This window comes from Bacteroides ndongoniae, assembly GCF_900108345.1.
GTDB classification, from domain to species: domain Bacteria; phylum Bacteroidota; class Bacteroidia; order Bacteroidales; family Bacteroidaceae; genus Bacteroides; species Bacteroides ndongoniae.
The window spans coordinates 993,738-1,011,439 of the sequence record NZ_FNVV01000013.1; the positions used below are offsets into that span (position 1 = coordinate 993,738).

Genomic DNA, 17,702 nt, shown 5'->3' on the forward strand with positions numbered 1-17,702 from the left:
GAATTTACTGCATACAAGTGTGCAGCAGTTCTGCAACTGGCTTGCAGTGTCACTGCATACAGGTTTGCAGCGGCTCTGCAACAAGCTTGCAGTAACTCTGCAACAAGTGTGCAACGCATGGGACACAAGTGTTTGTCTGTTTACAGGTTTGTACGATAGATAAGAATTAGAAAAAATAGAATACCATGATTAAAATGAAAAAGATTTTTGCTTTGTGTTTGTTGGGTAGTATGTCCTTGGCCAGTTATGCAAAGGATTGGGAGAAACAGTTACCTTATCAGAATCCGAAACTTTCGGTAGAAGAGCGGGTAGAGGATTTAATCGGACGTATGACGCTGGAAGAGAAACTGTATCAGATGTCCGCCATTTATTTTGGAAAGAATGCCGAAATTTTTGATGCGACCGGTGAGTATTCCATGGACGAAGTCCGTAAACAGTTCGGTACGCACGGAGTAGGACACTTGAGCTGCCCTACAACAGACATGTCTGCCCGGCAGGCGGTCAGAACCGGTAACAAAATACAGCGAATAGCAGTGGAAGAAACCCGCCTCGGCATTCCGGTGATTATCGATGCCGAAGCTATTCACGGGCTGCGGGCGACCGGGGCCACTTCTTATCCTCAGTCTATTGCCTTGTCGTGCACTTGGAACACGGAACTGATGGGGCGCATAGCCGATGCTATCGGGCAAGAAACTTACAGTCGAGGCATTCACCAAGTGCTGTCGCCTACTTTAGATTTGGCACGCGATCCGCGTCACGGACGTCTGGATGAATGTTATGGCGAAGATCCTTATCTGGCTTCACGAATGGGAGTGGAATTTATTAAAGGCGTGCAGAAGAACCGTGTGATATGTAGTCCCAAGCATTTTCTGGCCAATTTCGTGGGCGATGGAGGGCGCGATTCCGGTAATGCCGGAATGAGCGAGCGTGAATTGCGCGAAATTCATATGCCACCTTTCGAGGCAGCAGTCCGTGAGGCTCATGTAAAGTCGTTGATGGCAGCTTATAACTCTTTGGACGGCATACCCTGTTCGGCCAACCGTTGGTTGCTGACCGACGTATTGCGGAAAGAGTGGGGATTCGACGGTTATGTAGTGTCGGATTGGAGTGCTGTCAATCATGCACACGGTGCTCTTCATATCGCTCCGACCAAAGCCGAAGCTGCGGCTTTGTGTGCAAAGGCTGGAATGGATGTGGAGTTGCCACGATTGAATACTTATGTCAAATTGGACGAGATGATCAGGCAAGGCAAAATATCCGAAGAAGATATTAATGAGAATGTCCGTCATATACTTCGGGTAAAGTTCGAAATGGGTTTGTTCGAACATCCGTATGTCGATGAGGCTTTGGCCGAAAAGTTGTGTGATGCTCCTCATTTTCGTAGCTTGGCACGCGAAGCAGCCCGGCAAAGCATCGTATTGCTGAAAAATGAGAAAAATCTTCTTCCTTTGAAGGGTGCCCGCAAAATTGCTGTGATGGGGCCTAATGCTGATGTTGTCCAGTTGGGAGGTTATTCGGCCAAAGGCGTTTCCGGTGTTAGTCCGTTACAGGGAATCCGTAATATTTGGGGCAATCGTGCGGAGATAACTTTCACGAAAGGTTGTGGAATGACGGATAACAGCAAAGATGGATTTGAACAGGCAATCAAGAACGCCCGTGAGGCTGATGCTTGCATTTTGGTGATGGGAGGGGCTAACTGGCATACTGGCGGCGAGACTCGCGACCGTAATAACCTTGACTTGATGGGAGTACAGGAAGCATTTATCGAGGAAATTGCCAAAACCGGTAAGCCGATAGTAGTGGTGCTGGTCGAAGGGCGTCCTGTGACAATGACTCGCTGGATGGACAAGGCCGATGCCATTGTCATGATGTTCTATGCCGGTGAGGAAGGAGGTAATGCGTTGGCCGAAGTACTGGCAGGAGAGGTCAATCCGTCTGGTAAACTCTCTCTTACCTGGCCACGGAATACGGGCGATTTACCGATGTGTCTGCTCCATCGTCCTTACGGTCGTGAAGGGCGCATTGTAGAGTACGATAATAACGGGAAGGATTTTCTGCCGAAGGATCGTTATGTTCCCCTTTATCCTTTTGGTTATGGTCTTTCGTACACTACCTATACTTATACGAATCTGAAACTGGAAAAAACGGCAATAAAAGAAGGAGAAGATATCCGCTTTACGGTAGACGTTACCAATACCGGTCAGATGGATGGCGATGAGATTGTACAGGTGTATCTGACAGACTTGTATTGCCGGATCACCCAATCGAAAAAGCGTTTGAAAGCTTTCCGTCGTGTGCATATCCCTGCTGGAGAAACTTGTACAGTCTCTTTTACTCTGCCTTATTCTTCACTTTCCTTTCTGAACGAATACCTTAAACCGGAAGTTGAAGCAGGAGAGTTTGAGTTGCGTGTGGCTCCTAATTGTATGGAGGGGCTGACTGTACGCTTGACGGCTGAAGGAAAGTAGATGGCTTCTGGTTCAAAGAGAAAGTGCTGAAAGATTTGATAGGCTATCGTTATTGAAAAATAAAGAAATGAATCAGAACTGAATAAAACATCAATGTAATGAGAAGGTATATGAACATAAAGTTGAAAACATTAATAATGGGATGTCTTGTAGCTTCGTCACTCCAAGTGGGGGCTTTTGCGCAGGAAGCAGTATCTTACCCTGGTTATCGTCTGGCATGGGCAGAAGAATTTGAAGGTGCGGGATTGCCTGATTCAAACTATTGGAATACAGGTGATACGGGTGGTGTCATCAATAACGAATGGCAAGACTATCGGAAAGAGAACCTGAATTGTACTCGATTGGAGGATGGTAAGCTAATACTTACTGCTTATAAAGATCCGCACAAAGGTGTTCGGGGCTGGGGAAGTAAAGAGGATTATCATTTTAAGTTCTCATCTGGAGAGGTACATTCTTGTGGCAAAAAGACTTTTAAATATGGACGTATTGATGTTTCTGCCAAAATTCCGACGGGTCGTGGCGTATGGCCTGCTATATGGCTGCTTCCAGACAAAAGTCCTTATGGGGGATGGCCCAATGGAGGCGAGATAGATATAATGGAATATGTATGGGGAGACGACGAAAAACATAGTACGACTTATTCGACCGTGCATACGTTTGACTCTGACAGGAACGGAAATAGAATAGGGTCCGGGTATGGGCATTCTTCTACTTTGGATACTGATTTTCATCTGTATTCATTGGTGTGGGAAGAGGAGCGACTGGATATTTTGTTTGACGATCAGGTCATCTTCTCATATCACAAGAAGGAAGATTCATATAAGACGTGGCCTTTCGACCAGCCGTTCTATTTGATAATGAATATCGCGGTTGGAGGTACTTGGGGAGATGACTGGGGCGTGGATGAATCTATTTTTCCGAAAACAATGGAAATAGACTATGTACGTTACTATGAGAAAGAGTCTTGTGAAGTGATAAATCCAGTTATTGACATACGCTACAGTGCCGATCCGTCGGCACGTGTGTTCAACGATACACTTTATATTTATCCCAGTCACGATCGTGACGAAGCCCGTTGGTGGGATATGGAGGATTATTATGTATACTCTACGACAGACATGTGCCATTATAAGGACGAAGGTCTGGTATTCGAACCACTGAAGCAAACGAGTTGGGCGAAGAAATATGCTTGGGCTCCCGATTGTGTAGAGAAAAACGGAAAGTATTATTTTTATTTTCCTACAGATCAGGATTATATCGGTGTAGCGGTAGGTGATTCTCCTGTCGGACCGTTCAAAGATGTGATTGGCAAACCGCTGGTAACACGTCATTCGCCGGGCATAAAGGCTCCACGTGACTTTATAGATCCGGCTGTATTTATAGATGATGATGGTACAGCTTATCTGTTGGTTGGGCAGAATGCATTGAACATCATACGCCTGAATGAGGACATGATGTCGTATGAAGGCAAGCCTGTGGTATTGGACAATGTGAATCAGTTGCCTTATTTCTTTGAAGGCATCTGGATGCATAAATACAAAGGCAAGTATTATCTGTCGTACTCAACAGGTCCTAATATTCCGGGCAGGGGACCGCAAATTGCTTATGCCGTGGCCGATTCCGTATACGGACCTTACCAATATAAAGGAGTGATATTAGAGGAGGTAAGCAGTGGTACCAATCATTCGTCTATTGTAGAATATAAAGGGCAGTGGTATTTGTTTTATCATACATCAGAGCGAGCTTTATCACTTATCCCAGAAGGATCCCCAGAACGTGACTTTATCCAATGGCGCCGTTCTGTATGTGTAGCACCTCTTTATTATAATGAAGACGGAACTATTCGTCCGGTAGAGGCAAAGAAAAGTTTTAAAATTGTCTGTGGAAAATAATGTGATACCGTAAGTTGTGATGTACGAATAATATTCACATAATGGTTTTACATTGTCTTTGTTGAGTATTTGCCTTGTTCGCAGGAAGTGCTTATCTTTGGCTATTGTAATGACAAACATAAATGGATTATCTTAAATTTAAAAACATGAAACAGAAACTAAGAAACAGTTTGTTGATTTTGGGGGCACTTCTCCCGTTGTTGTCGTGGGCGCAATTAGCTCCGCAAATTATGAATATTGATGCACGACAGGTAACCTCGCTTGACGGGCAGTGGAAAACCATTGTCGATCCTTTCGAGAATGGGTATTACGACTATCGTTTGAATCCATACGATGATGGTTATGCTCAGGACAGAACTTATTCGGACCGGACAAAGCTTCAGGAATATGATTTTGAAACGAACAAGACTCTTTTTGTGCCGGGCGACTGGAACACGCAACGTCCACAGCTTTATTATTACGAAGGAACGGTGTGGTATCGGAAACATTTCACTTACGATTTACAGCCAGGCAAGCGTCTGTTCCTGAATTTTGGAGCCGTCAACTATGAAGCTATTGTTTGGCTGAACGGTAAACGCTTGGGCAGTCACGTCGGTGGTTTTACAGCTTTCAATTTCGAGATAACCAATTTATTGAAAGAAGGAGTTAACAGTCTTGTGGTTAAGGTAGACAACAAACGTCGTCCTGAAGGAGTGCCTACCGTAAATGCGGATTGGTGGAACTTTGGTGGCATTACACGTCCGGTTACGCTGGTTGAGGTTCCATCGACTTACATTCGCGATTATTATGTGCAGCTGAAGAAGAACGATACCAATACAATTGAAGGATGGGTACAGCTTGACGGTGATAGCAAGTCGCAGAAAGTGTTATTGGACATACCTGAACTGAAACTGAAGAAGGAAGTAGAGACTGATGCCAACGGATATGCTTCGTTTGAGGTGAAAGCCAAGCCTGTGCTTTGGACACCCGAGGAGCCGAAACTCTACACTGTTTCTTTGGCTGCCCAGTCTGATAAAGTGACCGATGAGATAGGTTTCCGAACTATCCGTACGGAAGGTACCAAGATTCTGCTCAATGGTAAGGAAATCTTTTGCCGAGGAATCAGTATTCATGAAGAAACTGCTTATTCGAGCGGTCGGGCTTATTCGAAAGACCATGCCCGTACGTTGTTGGGATGGGCCAAAGAGTTGGGCTGTAATTTTGTCCGTTTAGCACATTATCCGCATAACGAAGCAATGGTGCGTGAAGCTGAGCGTATGGGATTCCTGGTTTGGTCGGAAATTCCAGTGTATTGGACTATTCATTGGGAGAATAAAGATACGTACCGGAATGCGGAACAGCAATTGTGCGACATGATCGGACGAGACAAGAACCGTTGCAATATCATTATCTGGTCGATTGCCAACGAAACACCGGTCAGTGAACCGCGTCAGGCTTTTCTTGCTTCATTGGCCGAGAAAGCGCGTAGTTTGGACAACGTGCGTCTGATTGGTGCAGCAATGGAGAAGTCGGAAGTGGAACCGGGCGTACTGACGGTGAACGATCCGTTAGGCAAGTTGCTGGATATTATCAGTTTTAATGAATACGTGGGATGGTACGACGGTAATGCCGAAAAATGCGACCGGGTGAACTGGACATTCGACGTGCAGAAACCGGTCTTTATCAGCGAATGGGGAGGTGGTGCTCTGTATGGACATCATGGACCTAAAAACGAACGCTTTACGGAAGAATATCAGGAGGATTTGTACATTCGCCACGTGAATATGCTGAAGCGTGTTCCCGGATTGGCAGGTACGACTCCCTGGATTCTGAAAGATTTCCGTTCGCCCCGTCGTCAGGTGCCGGGTATACAGGATGACTTCAACCGCAAAGGTGTGGTTTCGGATCAGGGACAAAAGAAGAAAGCATTCTTTGTGTTGAAGAAGTGGTACGAAGAATTGAAGGAAGCGTATAAATAATCAATAAACGAGGGATATCATCTTTCACTACAGATAGGCTTAGCGTTTTATTAGCTTCAGATGATCAGGTCTGATGGTCTGTGGCTGTGTCGCGCCTTTCTGTGGTGAAAGTTTGTTTTTATACCCCCTATGCTTAACAGGAAAGCGCATGAAACAAAAGATTTCTATTCGTTATTTTCGCGGAAATGTTTAACTTTGCGACCTTACGTGGAATTTAGTTAATTGAAAATACCGGATTATGAAGATTAGAATACTATTATTGCACCTGTTGCTGTGTGTGTCGATGCTGACGGTATCAGCACAAAATATCGCGTCGGGACGCTATCCCAAACGTGAGTTCCGTGGAGCGTGGATTCAGGCCGTGAATGGCCAATTCAAAGGCATGTCGACAGAGAAAATGAAGCAGACGCTGATAGAACAGCTGAATTCATTGCGTGGGGCAGGTTTCAACGCCATCATCTTTCAGGTACGTCCCGAGGCGGATGCCTTGTACGCATCGCGTCTGGAGCCCTGGAGCCGCTATCTGACGGGAGTACAGGGGCAGGCCCCCGAACCGTATTGGGATCCCATGCAGTTTATGATTGAAGAGTGCCACAAGCGTGGCATGGAGTTTCATGCGTGGATCAACCCGTATCGGGTAAAGACATCTTTGAGGAACGAGCTTGTGCCCAATCATGTGTACAATCTGCATCCTGAGTGGTTTGTGACTTATGGCGACCAGATTTACTTCGACCCGGCCTTGCCCGAAAGTCGCCGTCATATCTGTCTGGTAGTGGGCGATATCGTTTCGCGCTACGATGTCGATGCCATCCACATGGACGACTATTTCTATCCTTACCCGATTAAGGGAGTCGATTTTCCTGACGATGCCAGCTTTGCCCGTTACGGAGGCGGTTTTGATAACAAGGCCGATTGGCGCCGCAGCAATGTAAATACACTTATCAAGCAGTTGCACGAGACCATCCGTGAGGTGAAGCCTTGGGTGAAATTCGGTATCTCGCCCTTTGGCATCTATCGCAACGAAAGCAGCGACCCGCTGGGCAGCAAGACGAAGGGACTGCAGAACTATGACGACCTGTATGCCGACGTATTGCTGTGGGCACGCGAGGGCTGGATCGACTATAATATTCCGCAGATATACTGGCACATCGGACATCCGGCTGCCGACTACGAAACGTTGGTAAGATGGTGGGCCAAACATACCGAAAACCGTCCGCTGTTTATCGGACAGTCGGTGCAGAACACCATTCAGAATGCCGATCCGCAGGATCCCGGAATAAACCAGTTGCCGCGTAAGATGGCTTTGCAGCGTGCTTACCAGACCATCGGCGGAAGTTGCCAGTGGTATGCAGCTGCCGTAGTCGAGAATCAGGGACGTTATCGCGACGCATTGGTTGCCGAATATCACAAGTATCCGGCTTTGCCGCCAGTGTTCGACTTCATGGACAATCAGGCTCCCGATAAGGTACGTAAGCTGAAACCAGTATGGACGGAAGACGGATATATCCTTTTCTGGACGGCTCCCAAGTATAAGGACGAGATGGACCGTGCCGTGCAGTTTGTAGTATATCGTTTCGATAGCAAGGAAGATGTCGATTTGGACGACCCCTCGCATATTGTAGCCATTACCCGTGACTGCTTCTACAAGCTGCCTTACGTAGATGGAAAGAAGAAATACCGTTATGTAGTAACTGCCCTCGATCGTTTGCAGAACGAATCCAAGCAGGTATCGAAGAAAATAAAACTGTAACGGAATAGATAGATGTCCCGATGGCCGATTGATTGTCGGTATCTTCGGACAGAATAAAGGCGCGGATTTCGCAGACACGACGGATCGCTTGTTGTTTTTTTGATCCGTACACTCTGTGAAATCCGCGCCTTTTATATAGAAAAGTGTAGACCGCTTAGTAAAGCAGCAGCCCAGCCAGGCCGCAGGCAATAATCATCCCGATAGGATTCAGCTTGTACTTCTTTGTTCCGACAAAAGCCACCAGGAAAATGATGCAGCTGATGACGAACGAGTAAGTATCTTCGGTAGGCGAGCTGAAATTCTCGGTGTTCATCAGAACCAGCGCTGCGGAAGCAAGCAGTCCTACCACAGCAGGGCGCAAACCGCTGAATACGGCTTCTACTGCCGGATGCTTCTGGTACTTCAGGAAAAAACGGCTGATGGTGAGCATCAGGATAAAGGACGGAAGTACCACGGCAAACGTCGCAATCACCGATCCCCATACACTGCCCGTAGCCGTAAAGCCGACGTAGGTAGCCGAATTGATACCGATTGGACCGGGAGTCATCTGACTGATGGCGACAATGTCGGTAAACTCCTGAGGTGTGAGCCATTCGTAGCGTGTGACCACTTCGCCTTGTATCATCGAAAGCATGGCATAACCTCCACCAAATCCGAAAAGGCCTATCTTGAAAAAGGTATAAAATAGTTGCAGAAATATCATATCTTTGTTTCCTCCTTTTTAATTCTTCATTCTTCATTCTTCATTCTTCATTCTTCATTTTTCTGTATCTTCCCCATACGTATCCGCCGACTCCTGCGGCAATGATAATCCAGATGGGCGAAAAGCCAAGAAGCCAGATCAGCAGGGCAGACACGACCGGAATCCAGACGTTGTACTTGTTTATCTTAGCCGATTTTGCCATGCTGAAGGTAGGGGCTGCAATCAGGGCTACAACAGCAGGACGTATACCTTTAAAGATACGTTCGACAACCGTGTTTTCCTTGAAGTTGTGGAAAAACAGGGCAATGGCCAATATAATAAGGAAAGAAGGCAGAATGGTACCCAATGCGGTGACGATACTGCCTCGGATGCCTCGCAGGCGGTAGCCGATGAAGATAGATATATTGACGGCCAGAATGCCCGGTGACGATTGTGCAATGGCAAGCAAGTCTATAAAGTCTTCTTTGGCTATCCAGTTGCGTTTCGTTACAATCTCGTCTTCTATCAGTGGCACCATGGCATAACCTCCACCGATGGTGAAGGCACCGATTTTGAAGAAGATGGAGAAGGCTTCGAGATAAATATTCATAAAATGATAAGAGTTTATTAGTCAGTTCTTAAGATGAAATGTGTATGTTGCCCTTTCTCTTACGATGGGTTTTCGGGCGACAGGCGCTTCTCTTTTTCCTGTAGCTTGTCCTTGGCATATTGGCTTGGACTGACGTTGAAGTGCTTTTTGAACACTTCGCGGAAATATTTGGCATCGTTGAAACCTGTCTTTTCGGCTATTTCCGTGATGCTGTATCTTTGTTCTTCCAGCAGTTGGGCAGCATATTTCAGTTTTATCAGGCGGATATAGTCGGCCGGCGCCTGGTCGGTCAGTGCTTTTATCTTGTTGTAGAAGCTGGTACGGCTCATATTCATCAGGCTGCAGAGGGTATCGACATTGAAGTTGGGGTTGTCCATGTTTTCATCGACACCTTTCTTCACGGCTGCGATGAACTCTCGGTCAAGGTCGTTGCTGCAATTGCTGCAAGGTATGTCTGCGCCTTTGTCATTCAGCTCCAGGTTGGCATATTTGCGGCGCAACAGTGCACGGTTGGCCAGCAGATTGGCTATCGTAGCTCGTAGAATACCGATGTTGAACGGCTTCACTATGTATTCGTCGGCACCGCTTTGCAGGCCTTCTATGATGTTTTTGTCTGTGCTGAGTGCTGTCAGCAGAATGATGGGGATATGCGAAGTCTCGATATCTTTCTTCAATATCTGGCACAATTCGTCGCCACGCATTTCGGGCATCATAATGTCCGAGATGACCAGACTTGGCATTATTTCTTTTGCCATGCCAAGGGCTTCCTTGCCATTGTTGCACACCTGAATACGATATTCGTCGGACAAGCTGTTTTGCAGATAAGTTCTCAGTTCGTCGTTGTCTTCTACTATCAGCAGTTTAGGCAGGTCTTCCGACTGTTGGTTGGGGTTTGATTGTTTTTCTGCTGGCATACGGACCTGTGCAGTCTGGACAGTTATATTATGTCCGGCATTTCCATCGTTCTGTTCCGGATGAGCAAGTGCCTTTCGGTACTTCCTTTTGTCTTTCGGGAACGTGACTTTGATGGACGAGCCTTTGTTTTCGGTACTGCTGAAGCTGAGTTTTCCCTTGTGTATGTTAACCAGTTTCCATACCAGTAGCAGTCCGATGCCGCTTCCTGTTATTTTTGAGTTGACGGCATTGCTTCCACGGAAGTGCATTTTAAACAGTTTCTTCTGTTCGGATGCCGGTATACCGATTCCGGTATCTTTTACTTCGATGCTCCACGAGTCGTTGTTATCGGTAGCGCAGATTTGTACGCTGCCTCCTTCTGGTGTGTATTTAAGGGCATTCGATATGATATTTTTCAGGATGGAATCCATTTTGTCCTTATCCAACCAGACGTTGAGGTACTGGAAGTTCTTTTCATAAGTCAGGGCAATCCGTTTGACATCGGCATATGCCTTGAACACATGAATGGTTTCTTCAATATAAGTATTCAGCTCATATTCGGCTACGTGTAGGTTGCTGGAGTATGTATCTGCCCGTTCAAAATTGAGCAGGTTGGTAGTCAGACGTAATAAGGCATTCACATTCCGCAAAGCGGTGTTCAGGTTGCTTTTTCCTTTTTCGCTCAGTTGTTCGCGTTCTTCCACTTCTTCCAAGGGGGCTTTTATCAGGGTTAGCGGGGTACGGATGTCGTGTGCCGTATTGATGAAGAAACGAATTTTCTCGTCCGAAACTTTCCTTTGCTTTTTCATCATTAAAATACGCATGCCGGTAGCGACAATGCTTAGCAACAGGATGATGTAAAAGGCGATAGCCCATCCGCTCAGCCATATTGGTTTTTCTATGATGATCTGCATGCTGCGTTCTTCCAGAATTACATTGCGGTTTTCATTCGAGATGGCTCGTATGCGCAAGGTGTATTCTCCCGGATTCAGATTGGTGAAGCGGATGCTACTTTCCCGGCTGGGGCGGCTCCAGGCGTCGTAAAAGCCTTCCAGCTTCCAGGAATAAAGAATCAGCGAAGGATAGTCATAATTGATGGACGATACCTGCATGGAGAATGTATTCTGATCGTACTTCAGCCTGAGGGTTTCTGTTTCGTTGATGTCGGTCTTCAGAGGAGAGTCCTCGTCGTTGGGATAAACCGTCTGGTATAGCACACGCAGGTCGCTAAGTACCATTTTAAACTTGTAATCACTGGGAAGCACAATGTCTTTGCTGAATTCGATGGCACCGTCCGTGCTTCCGAAAATGAAATTTCCGTTTTTGCGCAACGTTCCCGAGGATGCGTTGAAGTGGTCAGACTTCAGACCATGTTCCTTGGTCCAGTTGTGGAAAGTTTTATCGACGGTGCTGAAGTTACTTAATCCGCTTTCCGTACTAAGAAATATGTTATCCTGTCCGTCGGACAGAATATCGTAAATGTTGTTGGATATCAGTGCGCTGTTTTCTGTATAGTAGCGTTCGAACTTGCTTGTCCGGATGTCGTAGATCAACAGACCGGCATTGTTTGTTCCGATATACAGCAGGCTGTCGCCGGCCTGATAAAGAGAATAAATGTAATAAGACTCAATAGGCATGGAGATGGATTGCGGCTTTCCACTTTCTTTGTCAAGCAAGTAAAGTCCGTTTGTCGTTCCTATCCACATGTGTTTCTTGTCTTTTTCAAGAATGGTAGTGACTCCTGTCAGATCGTCGAAATAGCGTATCTCCTTCTTCTTATAATCTATCTCTTTCAGGTTGTAATAACCACCCGACCACACTTTACCTTCCGAATCCAGTGTAATGGAACGGATGTATTTGTCGGGGCGGATATTCAGGTTGCCGAACAAAGAAGGAGTAAAGAAGTTTACGCTGTTGTTGTGCTTGTTGATTTCGTAGATACCGGAACTGTATCCGCCTGCCCAGATGATGCCGGGAGCTACCTCGCACAGAGAGAGGAAAGCATGGTTCTTGCTATGGAGTTCCTGGTCGAACATACTGAGATATGAAGTCCATTTTCCGCTCTTCACTTCATAAAGGCTGATACCGTTGTTGGTAGCAAACCACAAGTCGCCATCATGATCTTCGATGATGGCATTTACCTGATCGTTGACGAGCGACTGACGGTTGCCGATGGAGTGTTTGATCCATTGATAGGAAGCATAGCGGTTGTTGCGTACGGTGATTCCTATGGGATAATTGGCCATCCAGATGCGTTGTTCGTTATCGATGTAGATATCGCTGATGTTGTTGCCATTCATTCCATTGTTACTGTTGTAGTCGGCTACGATATATGGTTCCGATTCGTAGGTATGGACGTTGCTTTTGTAAATTCCGGCTCCGTCGGTAGCTATCAGTATTTCGTTATCGTTCAGAGCTTGGATGCAGTTGATGGTGATGTCCATCAGGCCGGCCTGAAGAGGGCGCATCCGGTGGTTGTCCAGTTCGTAGACATAGACTCCGCGCTGAAAGGTACCGATGAAGACCTTGTGTGAAGGACGGTGGTAGTATAACTCGTTGATTTGGAGTGTGAGGTTGTCTAGCTGTTCGCAAGGCGACACCTTTAGGGTATTGTTCTGAAGTTGGGCATAATGAATGCCGATGTCAGTTCCTATAAAGTAATGTGTCGAATCTATTTGTTCGATTCCTGTGATGTTTCCGTTTATTTCGTTTTGAATGGTGGTAACCTTGCTTGTATCCGAATGGAACAGGTAGATGAGGTCGGAAGTGCAAAGCCAGACAACACAGTTGTCATCTACAAAGCCATAACTGACAGGGGAATGGATTTCTTTGACAAAAGCACTTTTAGGAAGTTTGTAGACCAGTTGAAATGTGTCGTGTACGTCATCGTAACGGAAGACACGCCCTTGTTTGCCTATTTCCCACAGTGTTCCTTTCTTGTCGATACAAAGCCAGTTCAAGTTCAGGATAGAGCTTACCTCTTCTTCTCCGTCCATCAGTTTGTAGGGCTTGAAGTCTTTTCCGTTGAAGCGGTCTATTCCGTCGTGTGTAAGAAACCACATGTATCCCTTTTTATCCTTTTGGATAGCATATACTTGTCTGTTGCTTAGTCCGTTTTCTACTCCAATGTATTTGTAAGTCTGAGCTATGCAAAGCAGTGGAAACAGGAGGAATATGAAAGAAAGAACCTTTTTCAACATGATTGTCGGTTTTTATTGGCACTAACAGAGAATGTGCCCTTGTATTAAGATTACAAAAATAGGATTTTTATTTGAGATAAGCAAAAAGGAGGTGGCATATCTTACGGATAAAATAAATACGGATTGTACGTGAAGTCACTGAATAATTGAGGAATATCCTCGTGACACTGCGTACAATCCGTATGGTGTCCTCTAGAAAGAGGGAGGTAAAATGATTTTATTTATTATTCATCTTTTCTTCTACCCACTTGCGTGCGTTGACGAAGGCTTCTATCCACGGTGTTACCTGGTCGCTGCCCAAACGGTCGGCTGGGTAGTAAGCGTTCTGCCATGGGAAGATGGCACGCTCCAGGTGAGGCATGATAGCCAAGTGGCGGCCATCGGGGCTGGCAATACCTGCTACCGAGTAGTCGGAACCGTTAGGATTGCCGGGATACTCATCGTAGGTGTATTTGGCCACGATATTGTAGTGGTCTTCGTCGTAAGGTAGGGAGAACTTGCCTTCGCCGTGAGCCACCCAGATGCCCAGCTTGCTGCCACTCAACGAACCGAACATTACGCTGCGGTTGGTCGGGATAGTCACACCCAGGAAGCGGCTTTCGAACTTATGCGAGTCGTTGTGGAGCATGCGTCCGCGTTTCTCGTCGGTGGGGTTGATGAGGTTCAGTTCCATCATCAGCTGGCAACCGTTACATACACCCAGTGAGAGGGTATCTTCGCGGGCATAGAACTTGTCAAGCGCTTCTTTTGCCTTGGGGTTGAAGAGGAAGGCGCCCGCCCAACCTTTGGCTGAACCAAGTACGTCGGAGTTGGAGAATCCGCCGCAGAAGACAATCATATTGACATCTTCCAGCGTTTCGCGTCCGCTTACAAGGTCGGTCATGGTTACGTCCTTCACGTCGAAGCCGGCCAGATAGAGTGAGTAGGCCATTTCGCGTTCGCCGTTCGTACCCTTTTCGCGGATGATGGCTGCACGGATGCCGCTCGGTGTACGACGGTCGGGGCTGATGCCGTATTGCGAGAGCTTGCCAGTGAATTCGGGCATGAAGGCCAGATCCATAGGCTGCATCTTGTAGTTCTCGAAACGCTTCTTGGCGCAACCGTTCATTGATTGACGACGGTCGAGCAGGTAAGAAGTAGAGTACCATACGTCGCGCATGTAGTCGATGCCGAACTGATAAGTGGCACCGTCTTTTTCGACGAGGATGTGACGCTCATCGGTCGGCTTACCAATCTTCACGAAGCCTACACCTGCGTCTTCGAGTATCTTCTTCACTTCGTCCTTGTGCTTGTCGGCTACCTGAATAACGATACCCGGGTTTTCGGCAAACAATATCTTGATGAGGTCGTTTTCCTTAATCTTGTCGAGGCTGATTTCCATACCGCCTTCTACGTTGGAGAAGCACATTTCGAGCAGCGTGGTGATGAGACCGCCTGCCGAGATGTCGTGTCCGGCCAGGATGAGGCCTTTGTTCACCAATTCCTGAACGGCGAGGAAGGCGTCGCGGAAGTATTCGGGATTCTGTACGGTAGGTACGTCGTCGCCGACTTTGCCCAGTGACTGTGCGAAAGCCGAACCACCCAGTTTCAGGGTGTCGAAGCTGAAGTCGATGTGGTAGAGTGTGGTCTTATGGTCGTTCACCAATACGGGCGAAACCACTTTCTTCACGTCGCTCACTTCACCGCCAGCCGATACGATGACCGTACCCGGAGCAATGACTTTGCTTCCGTCGGGGTATTTCTGTGTCATGGACAACGAGTCCTTACCGGTAGGCACATTGATCTGCAGAGCGCAGCAGAAGTCGCTCAATGCTTTGACTGCCGTGTAGAGGCGTGCGTCTTCACCTTCTTGTGAGCGGCAAGGCCACATCCAGTTGGCGGAGAGCGATACGCTATCCAGACCTTCGGCCAGCGGTGCCCATACGAGGTTGGTCAATGCCTCGCTGACAGAGAGTACAGAGCCGGCAGCCGGGTTGGCCAATGCGGCTTGCGGAGCATGACCCAGCGAAGTGGCGATACCTGCCTGACCACGATAATCGAGGGCTACCACACCACAGTCGCTCAGCGGCAGCTGAAGTTCGCCTACGCATTGCTGGCGGGCAATCTTACCTGTTACGGAACGGTCTACCTTGTTGGTCAACCAGTCTTTGCAGGCTACAGCCTCCAGTTGGAGTACGTTGGCCAGGTATTCATGCAGTTTGGGTAGTTCGTAAGTCGGCATTTCGTAATGACGCTCTACGGTTTTGTCTACCATGTATGTTTTGGGTGAAGAACCGAACATTTGGTCAACGGCCAGGTCGAAGGGGCGCACGCCGTCAGCTTGCTCGAAGCAGAAGCGGTGGTCGCCGGTTGTTTCGCCTACGACGTACATTGGGGCGCGTTCGCGTTCGGCAATCTTACGTACGTGTTCGATGGCTTCTTCCTTGATAAGCAATCCCATACGCTCCTGACTCTCGTTGGCAATGATTTCTTTGGCCGAGAGGGTCTTGTCGCCGATGGGAAGTTTGCTCATGTCGATGTGTCCACCACATTCTTCTACCAATTCGGAGAGACAGTTCACGTGTCCGGCTGAACCGTGGTCGTGGATGGAGACAACAGGGTTGACATCTTCTTCGCAAAGGGCGCGTACTACGTTGTAGGCACGTTTCTGCATTTCGGCGTTGGCGCGCTGTACGGCGTTCAACTCGATGCCGCTGCTGTATCGGCCTGTGTCTACAGACGATACGGAGCCGCCGCCTAAACCGATGCGGTAGTTGTCGCCACCCATCACTACGACCTTGTTGCCTGCTTCGGGTTTGCCTTTCAGGCAGTCGCGCTGCGTGCCGTAGCCTACGCCACCGGCCAACATGATCACTTTGTCGTAGCCGTAGACTTCTTCTTTTTCTTTATGTTCGAAGGTCAGCACCGAACCGCAGATAAGCGGCTGACCGAACTTGTTACCGAAGTCGCTGGCACCGTTGGATGCCTTGATCAGAATCTGCTCGGGTGTCTGATACAACCATTTGCGCACGGGCAGGATTTCTTCCCACTCGCGTCCTTCTTCCGAACGGGGGTAGGAGGTCATGTAGACTGCTGTACCTGCGATGGGCCAGGAGCCTTTACCGCCACCCATACGGTCGCGGATTTCACCACCCGTACCGGTTGATGCACCATTGAAGGGCTCTACAGTGGTGGGGAAGTTGTGTGTTTCGGCTTTCAGCGAGATGACACTCTTGATGTCCTTCACCTGGAAGTAGTCGGGTTTCGAGTGATCGGCGGGTGCGAACTGCTCGATAACGGGACCTTCGGCAAAGGCTACGTTGTCTTTGTAAGCCGATATGATTTTGTTGGGATTTTCCTGTGTTGTCTTCTTAATCATCTGGAAGAGCGAGGATTCCTGCTCTACGCCGTCGATGATGAACGTACCGCCGAAGATTTTGTGACGGCAGTGTTCGGAGTTGATTTGGGCGAAGCCGAATACTTCGGAGTCGGTCAGCGGACGTCCGAGGTCTTTCTCCACTTTTTTCAGATAGTCCATCTCTTCTTTCGAGAGGGCCAGACCTTCCTGCTCGTTGTAGGCTTCGAGGTCTTCGATGTGGACGATAGGTTCGGGCTTGCGGTTAGTGGTGAATACTTGTTGGTCGAGTCCTTTGTACATGCGTTGCAGCATAGGGTCGTGGTCGGCGTTTTCGTCGGCTACGGGGAAGTACTCTTCTATGCGCAGAATGCCGTTGAGGCCCATGTTCTGAGTGATCTCTACGGCATTTGTACTCCAGGGAGTAATCATTTCGCGGCGCGGGCCTACGAAATATCCTTTCAGGTTTTCTTCACTTTCGGGGGTGGCTTCTCCAAAAAGCCAGCAGAGCTTTTCGCTTTCTGCCTGCGAAATGGCGTGTTCGCATTCTACGGCAATCACGCTTTTTTGAGGAGTTCTGTAGAAAGAAATCATAATTATTATAGCGCTATGTTGATGATAAAATTCTTTATTATCAAGTTGTTTCGGGGATTATGGCTCCCTTTGTCCTTTTTCGTATGCAAAGATAGTGCAAACCGAGTGAAGTACAAAGCAAAAACCTTGTTTTTAGCTTTTACTTCCGAGGTGCCGCCTTTCTTCTGGAAAGATAGTGCAAACCGAGTGAAGTACAAAGCAAAAACCTTGTTTTTAGCTTTTACTTCGGAGGCGTGGTATGTTTCATTTTGGTTTTTAGGGTAGCGTAAAAGCTGCTTCACTTGCATGTACGTTACATCGATACTTGCACGTACGTTACA

Annotated in this window: 8 protein-coding genes; 4 read left to right on the forward strand and 4 right to left on the reverse strand. The window is 47.6% G+C overall.

Features of this window, described 5'->3' with window-relative positions; translation table 11 throughout:
- The first annotated feature begins 185 nt into the window (after positions 1-185).
- The 4 genes from BQ5591_RS08695 (at position 186) to BQ5591_RS08710 (ending at position 8,068) form a co-directional block, all read left to right on the forward strand.
- Positions 186-2,468 (forward strand): glycoside hydrolase family 3 N-terminal domain-containing protein, encoded by a 2,283-nt coding sequence (locus BQ5591_RS08695; RefSeq protein WP_083380908.1) that lies wholly within the window; start codon positions 186-188, stop codon positions 2,466-2,468.
- 110 nt (positions 2,469-2,578) lie between these two features.
- On the forward strand, positions 2,579-4,360 hold the full coding sequence (locus BQ5591_RS20815) for a family 43 glycosylhydrolase (RefSeq protein WP_159434443.1): 1,782 nt from the start codon (positions 2,579-2,581) through the stop codon (positions 4,358-4,360).
- Positions 4,361-4,506: 146 nt separating this feature from the next.
- Positions 4,507-6,318 (forward strand): glycoside hydrolase family 2 protein, encoded by a 1,812-nt coding sequence (locus tag BQ5591_RS08705; protein WP_071149014.1) that lies wholly within the window; start codon positions 4,507-4,509, stop codon positions 6,316-6,318.
- 238 nt (positions 6,319-6,556) lie between these two features.
- Entirely contained in the window at positions 6,557-8,068 is a 1,512-nt protein-coding gene (locus BQ5591_RS08710; RefSeq protein WP_022161776.1) for a glycoside hydrolase family 10-like protein, read from the forward strand.
- Between the two features lie 154 nt (positions 8,069-8,222).
- On the opposite strand, the gene BQ5591_RS08715 is transcribed toward BQ5591_RS08710, so the two are convergent.
- The 4 genes from BQ5591_RS08715 to purL form a co-directional block, all read right to left on the reverse strand.
- Positions 8,223-8,771, reverse strand: a complete 549-nt coding sequence (locus tag BQ5591_RS08715) for a chromate transporter (RefSeq protein WP_022161775.1) — start codon at positions 8,769-8,771, stop codon at positions 8,223-8,225.
- Between the two features lie 40 nt (positions 8,772-8,811).
- Positions 8,812-9,360, reverse strand: coding sequence for a chromate transporter (locus tag BQ5591_RS08720; protein ID WP_022161774.1), 549 nt, complete (start codon positions 9,358-9,360; stop codon positions 8,812-8,814).
- Between the two features lie 59 nt (positions 9,361-9,419).
- Entirely contained in the window at positions 9,420-13,454 is a 4,035-nt protein-coding gene (locus BQ5591_RS08725; RefSeq protein WP_071149015.1) for a hybrid sensor histidine kinase/response regulator transcription factor, read from the reverse strand.
- A gap of 217 nt (positions 13,455-13,671) precedes the next feature.
- Positions 13,672-17,382, reverse strand: a complete 3,711-nt coding sequence (purL, locus tag BQ5591_RS08730; protein WP_071149016.1) for a phosphoribosylformylglycinamidine synthase — start codon at positions 17,380-17,382, stop codon at positions 13,672-13,674.
- Positions 17,383-17,702: the final 320 nt, after the last annotated feature.

Excerpts from the sequence above, each read along its gene's own strand:
- BQ5591_RS08695 (WP_083380908.1), top strand. The coding sequence starts at position 186 with ATGATTAAAATGAAAAAGATTTTTGCTTTGTGTTTGTTGGGTAGTATG.
- BQ5591_RS08725 (WP_071149015.1), bottom strand. The coding sequence starts at position 13,454 with ATGTTGAAAAAGGTTCTTTCTTTCATATTCCTCCTGTTTCCACTGCTT.
- BQ5591_RS08715 (WP_022161775.1), bottom strand. The coding sequence starts at position 8,771 with ATGATATTTCTGCAACTATTTTATACCTTTTTCAAGATAGGCCTTTTC.
- BQ5591_RS08705 (WP_071149014.1), top strand. The coding sequence starts at position 4,507 with ATGAAACAGAAACTAAGAAACAGTTTGTTGATTTTGGGGGCACTTCTC.
- BQ5591_RS08720 (WP_022161774.1), bottom strand. The coding sequence starts at position 9,360 with ATGAATATTTATCTCGAAGCCTTCTCCATCTTCTTCAAAATCGGTGCC.
- BQ5591_RS08710 (WP_022161776.1), top strand. The coding sequence starts at position 6,557 with ATGAAGATTAGAATACTATTATTGCACCTGTTGCTGTGTGTGTCGATG.
- BQ5591_RS20815 (WP_159434443.1), top strand. The coding sequence starts at position 2,579 with ATGAACATAAAGTTGAAAACATTAATAATGGGATGTCTTGTAGCTTCG.
- purL (WP_071149016.1), bottom strand. The coding sequence starts at position 17,382 with ATGATTTCTTTCTACAGAACTCCTCAAAAAAGCGTGATTGCCGTAGAA.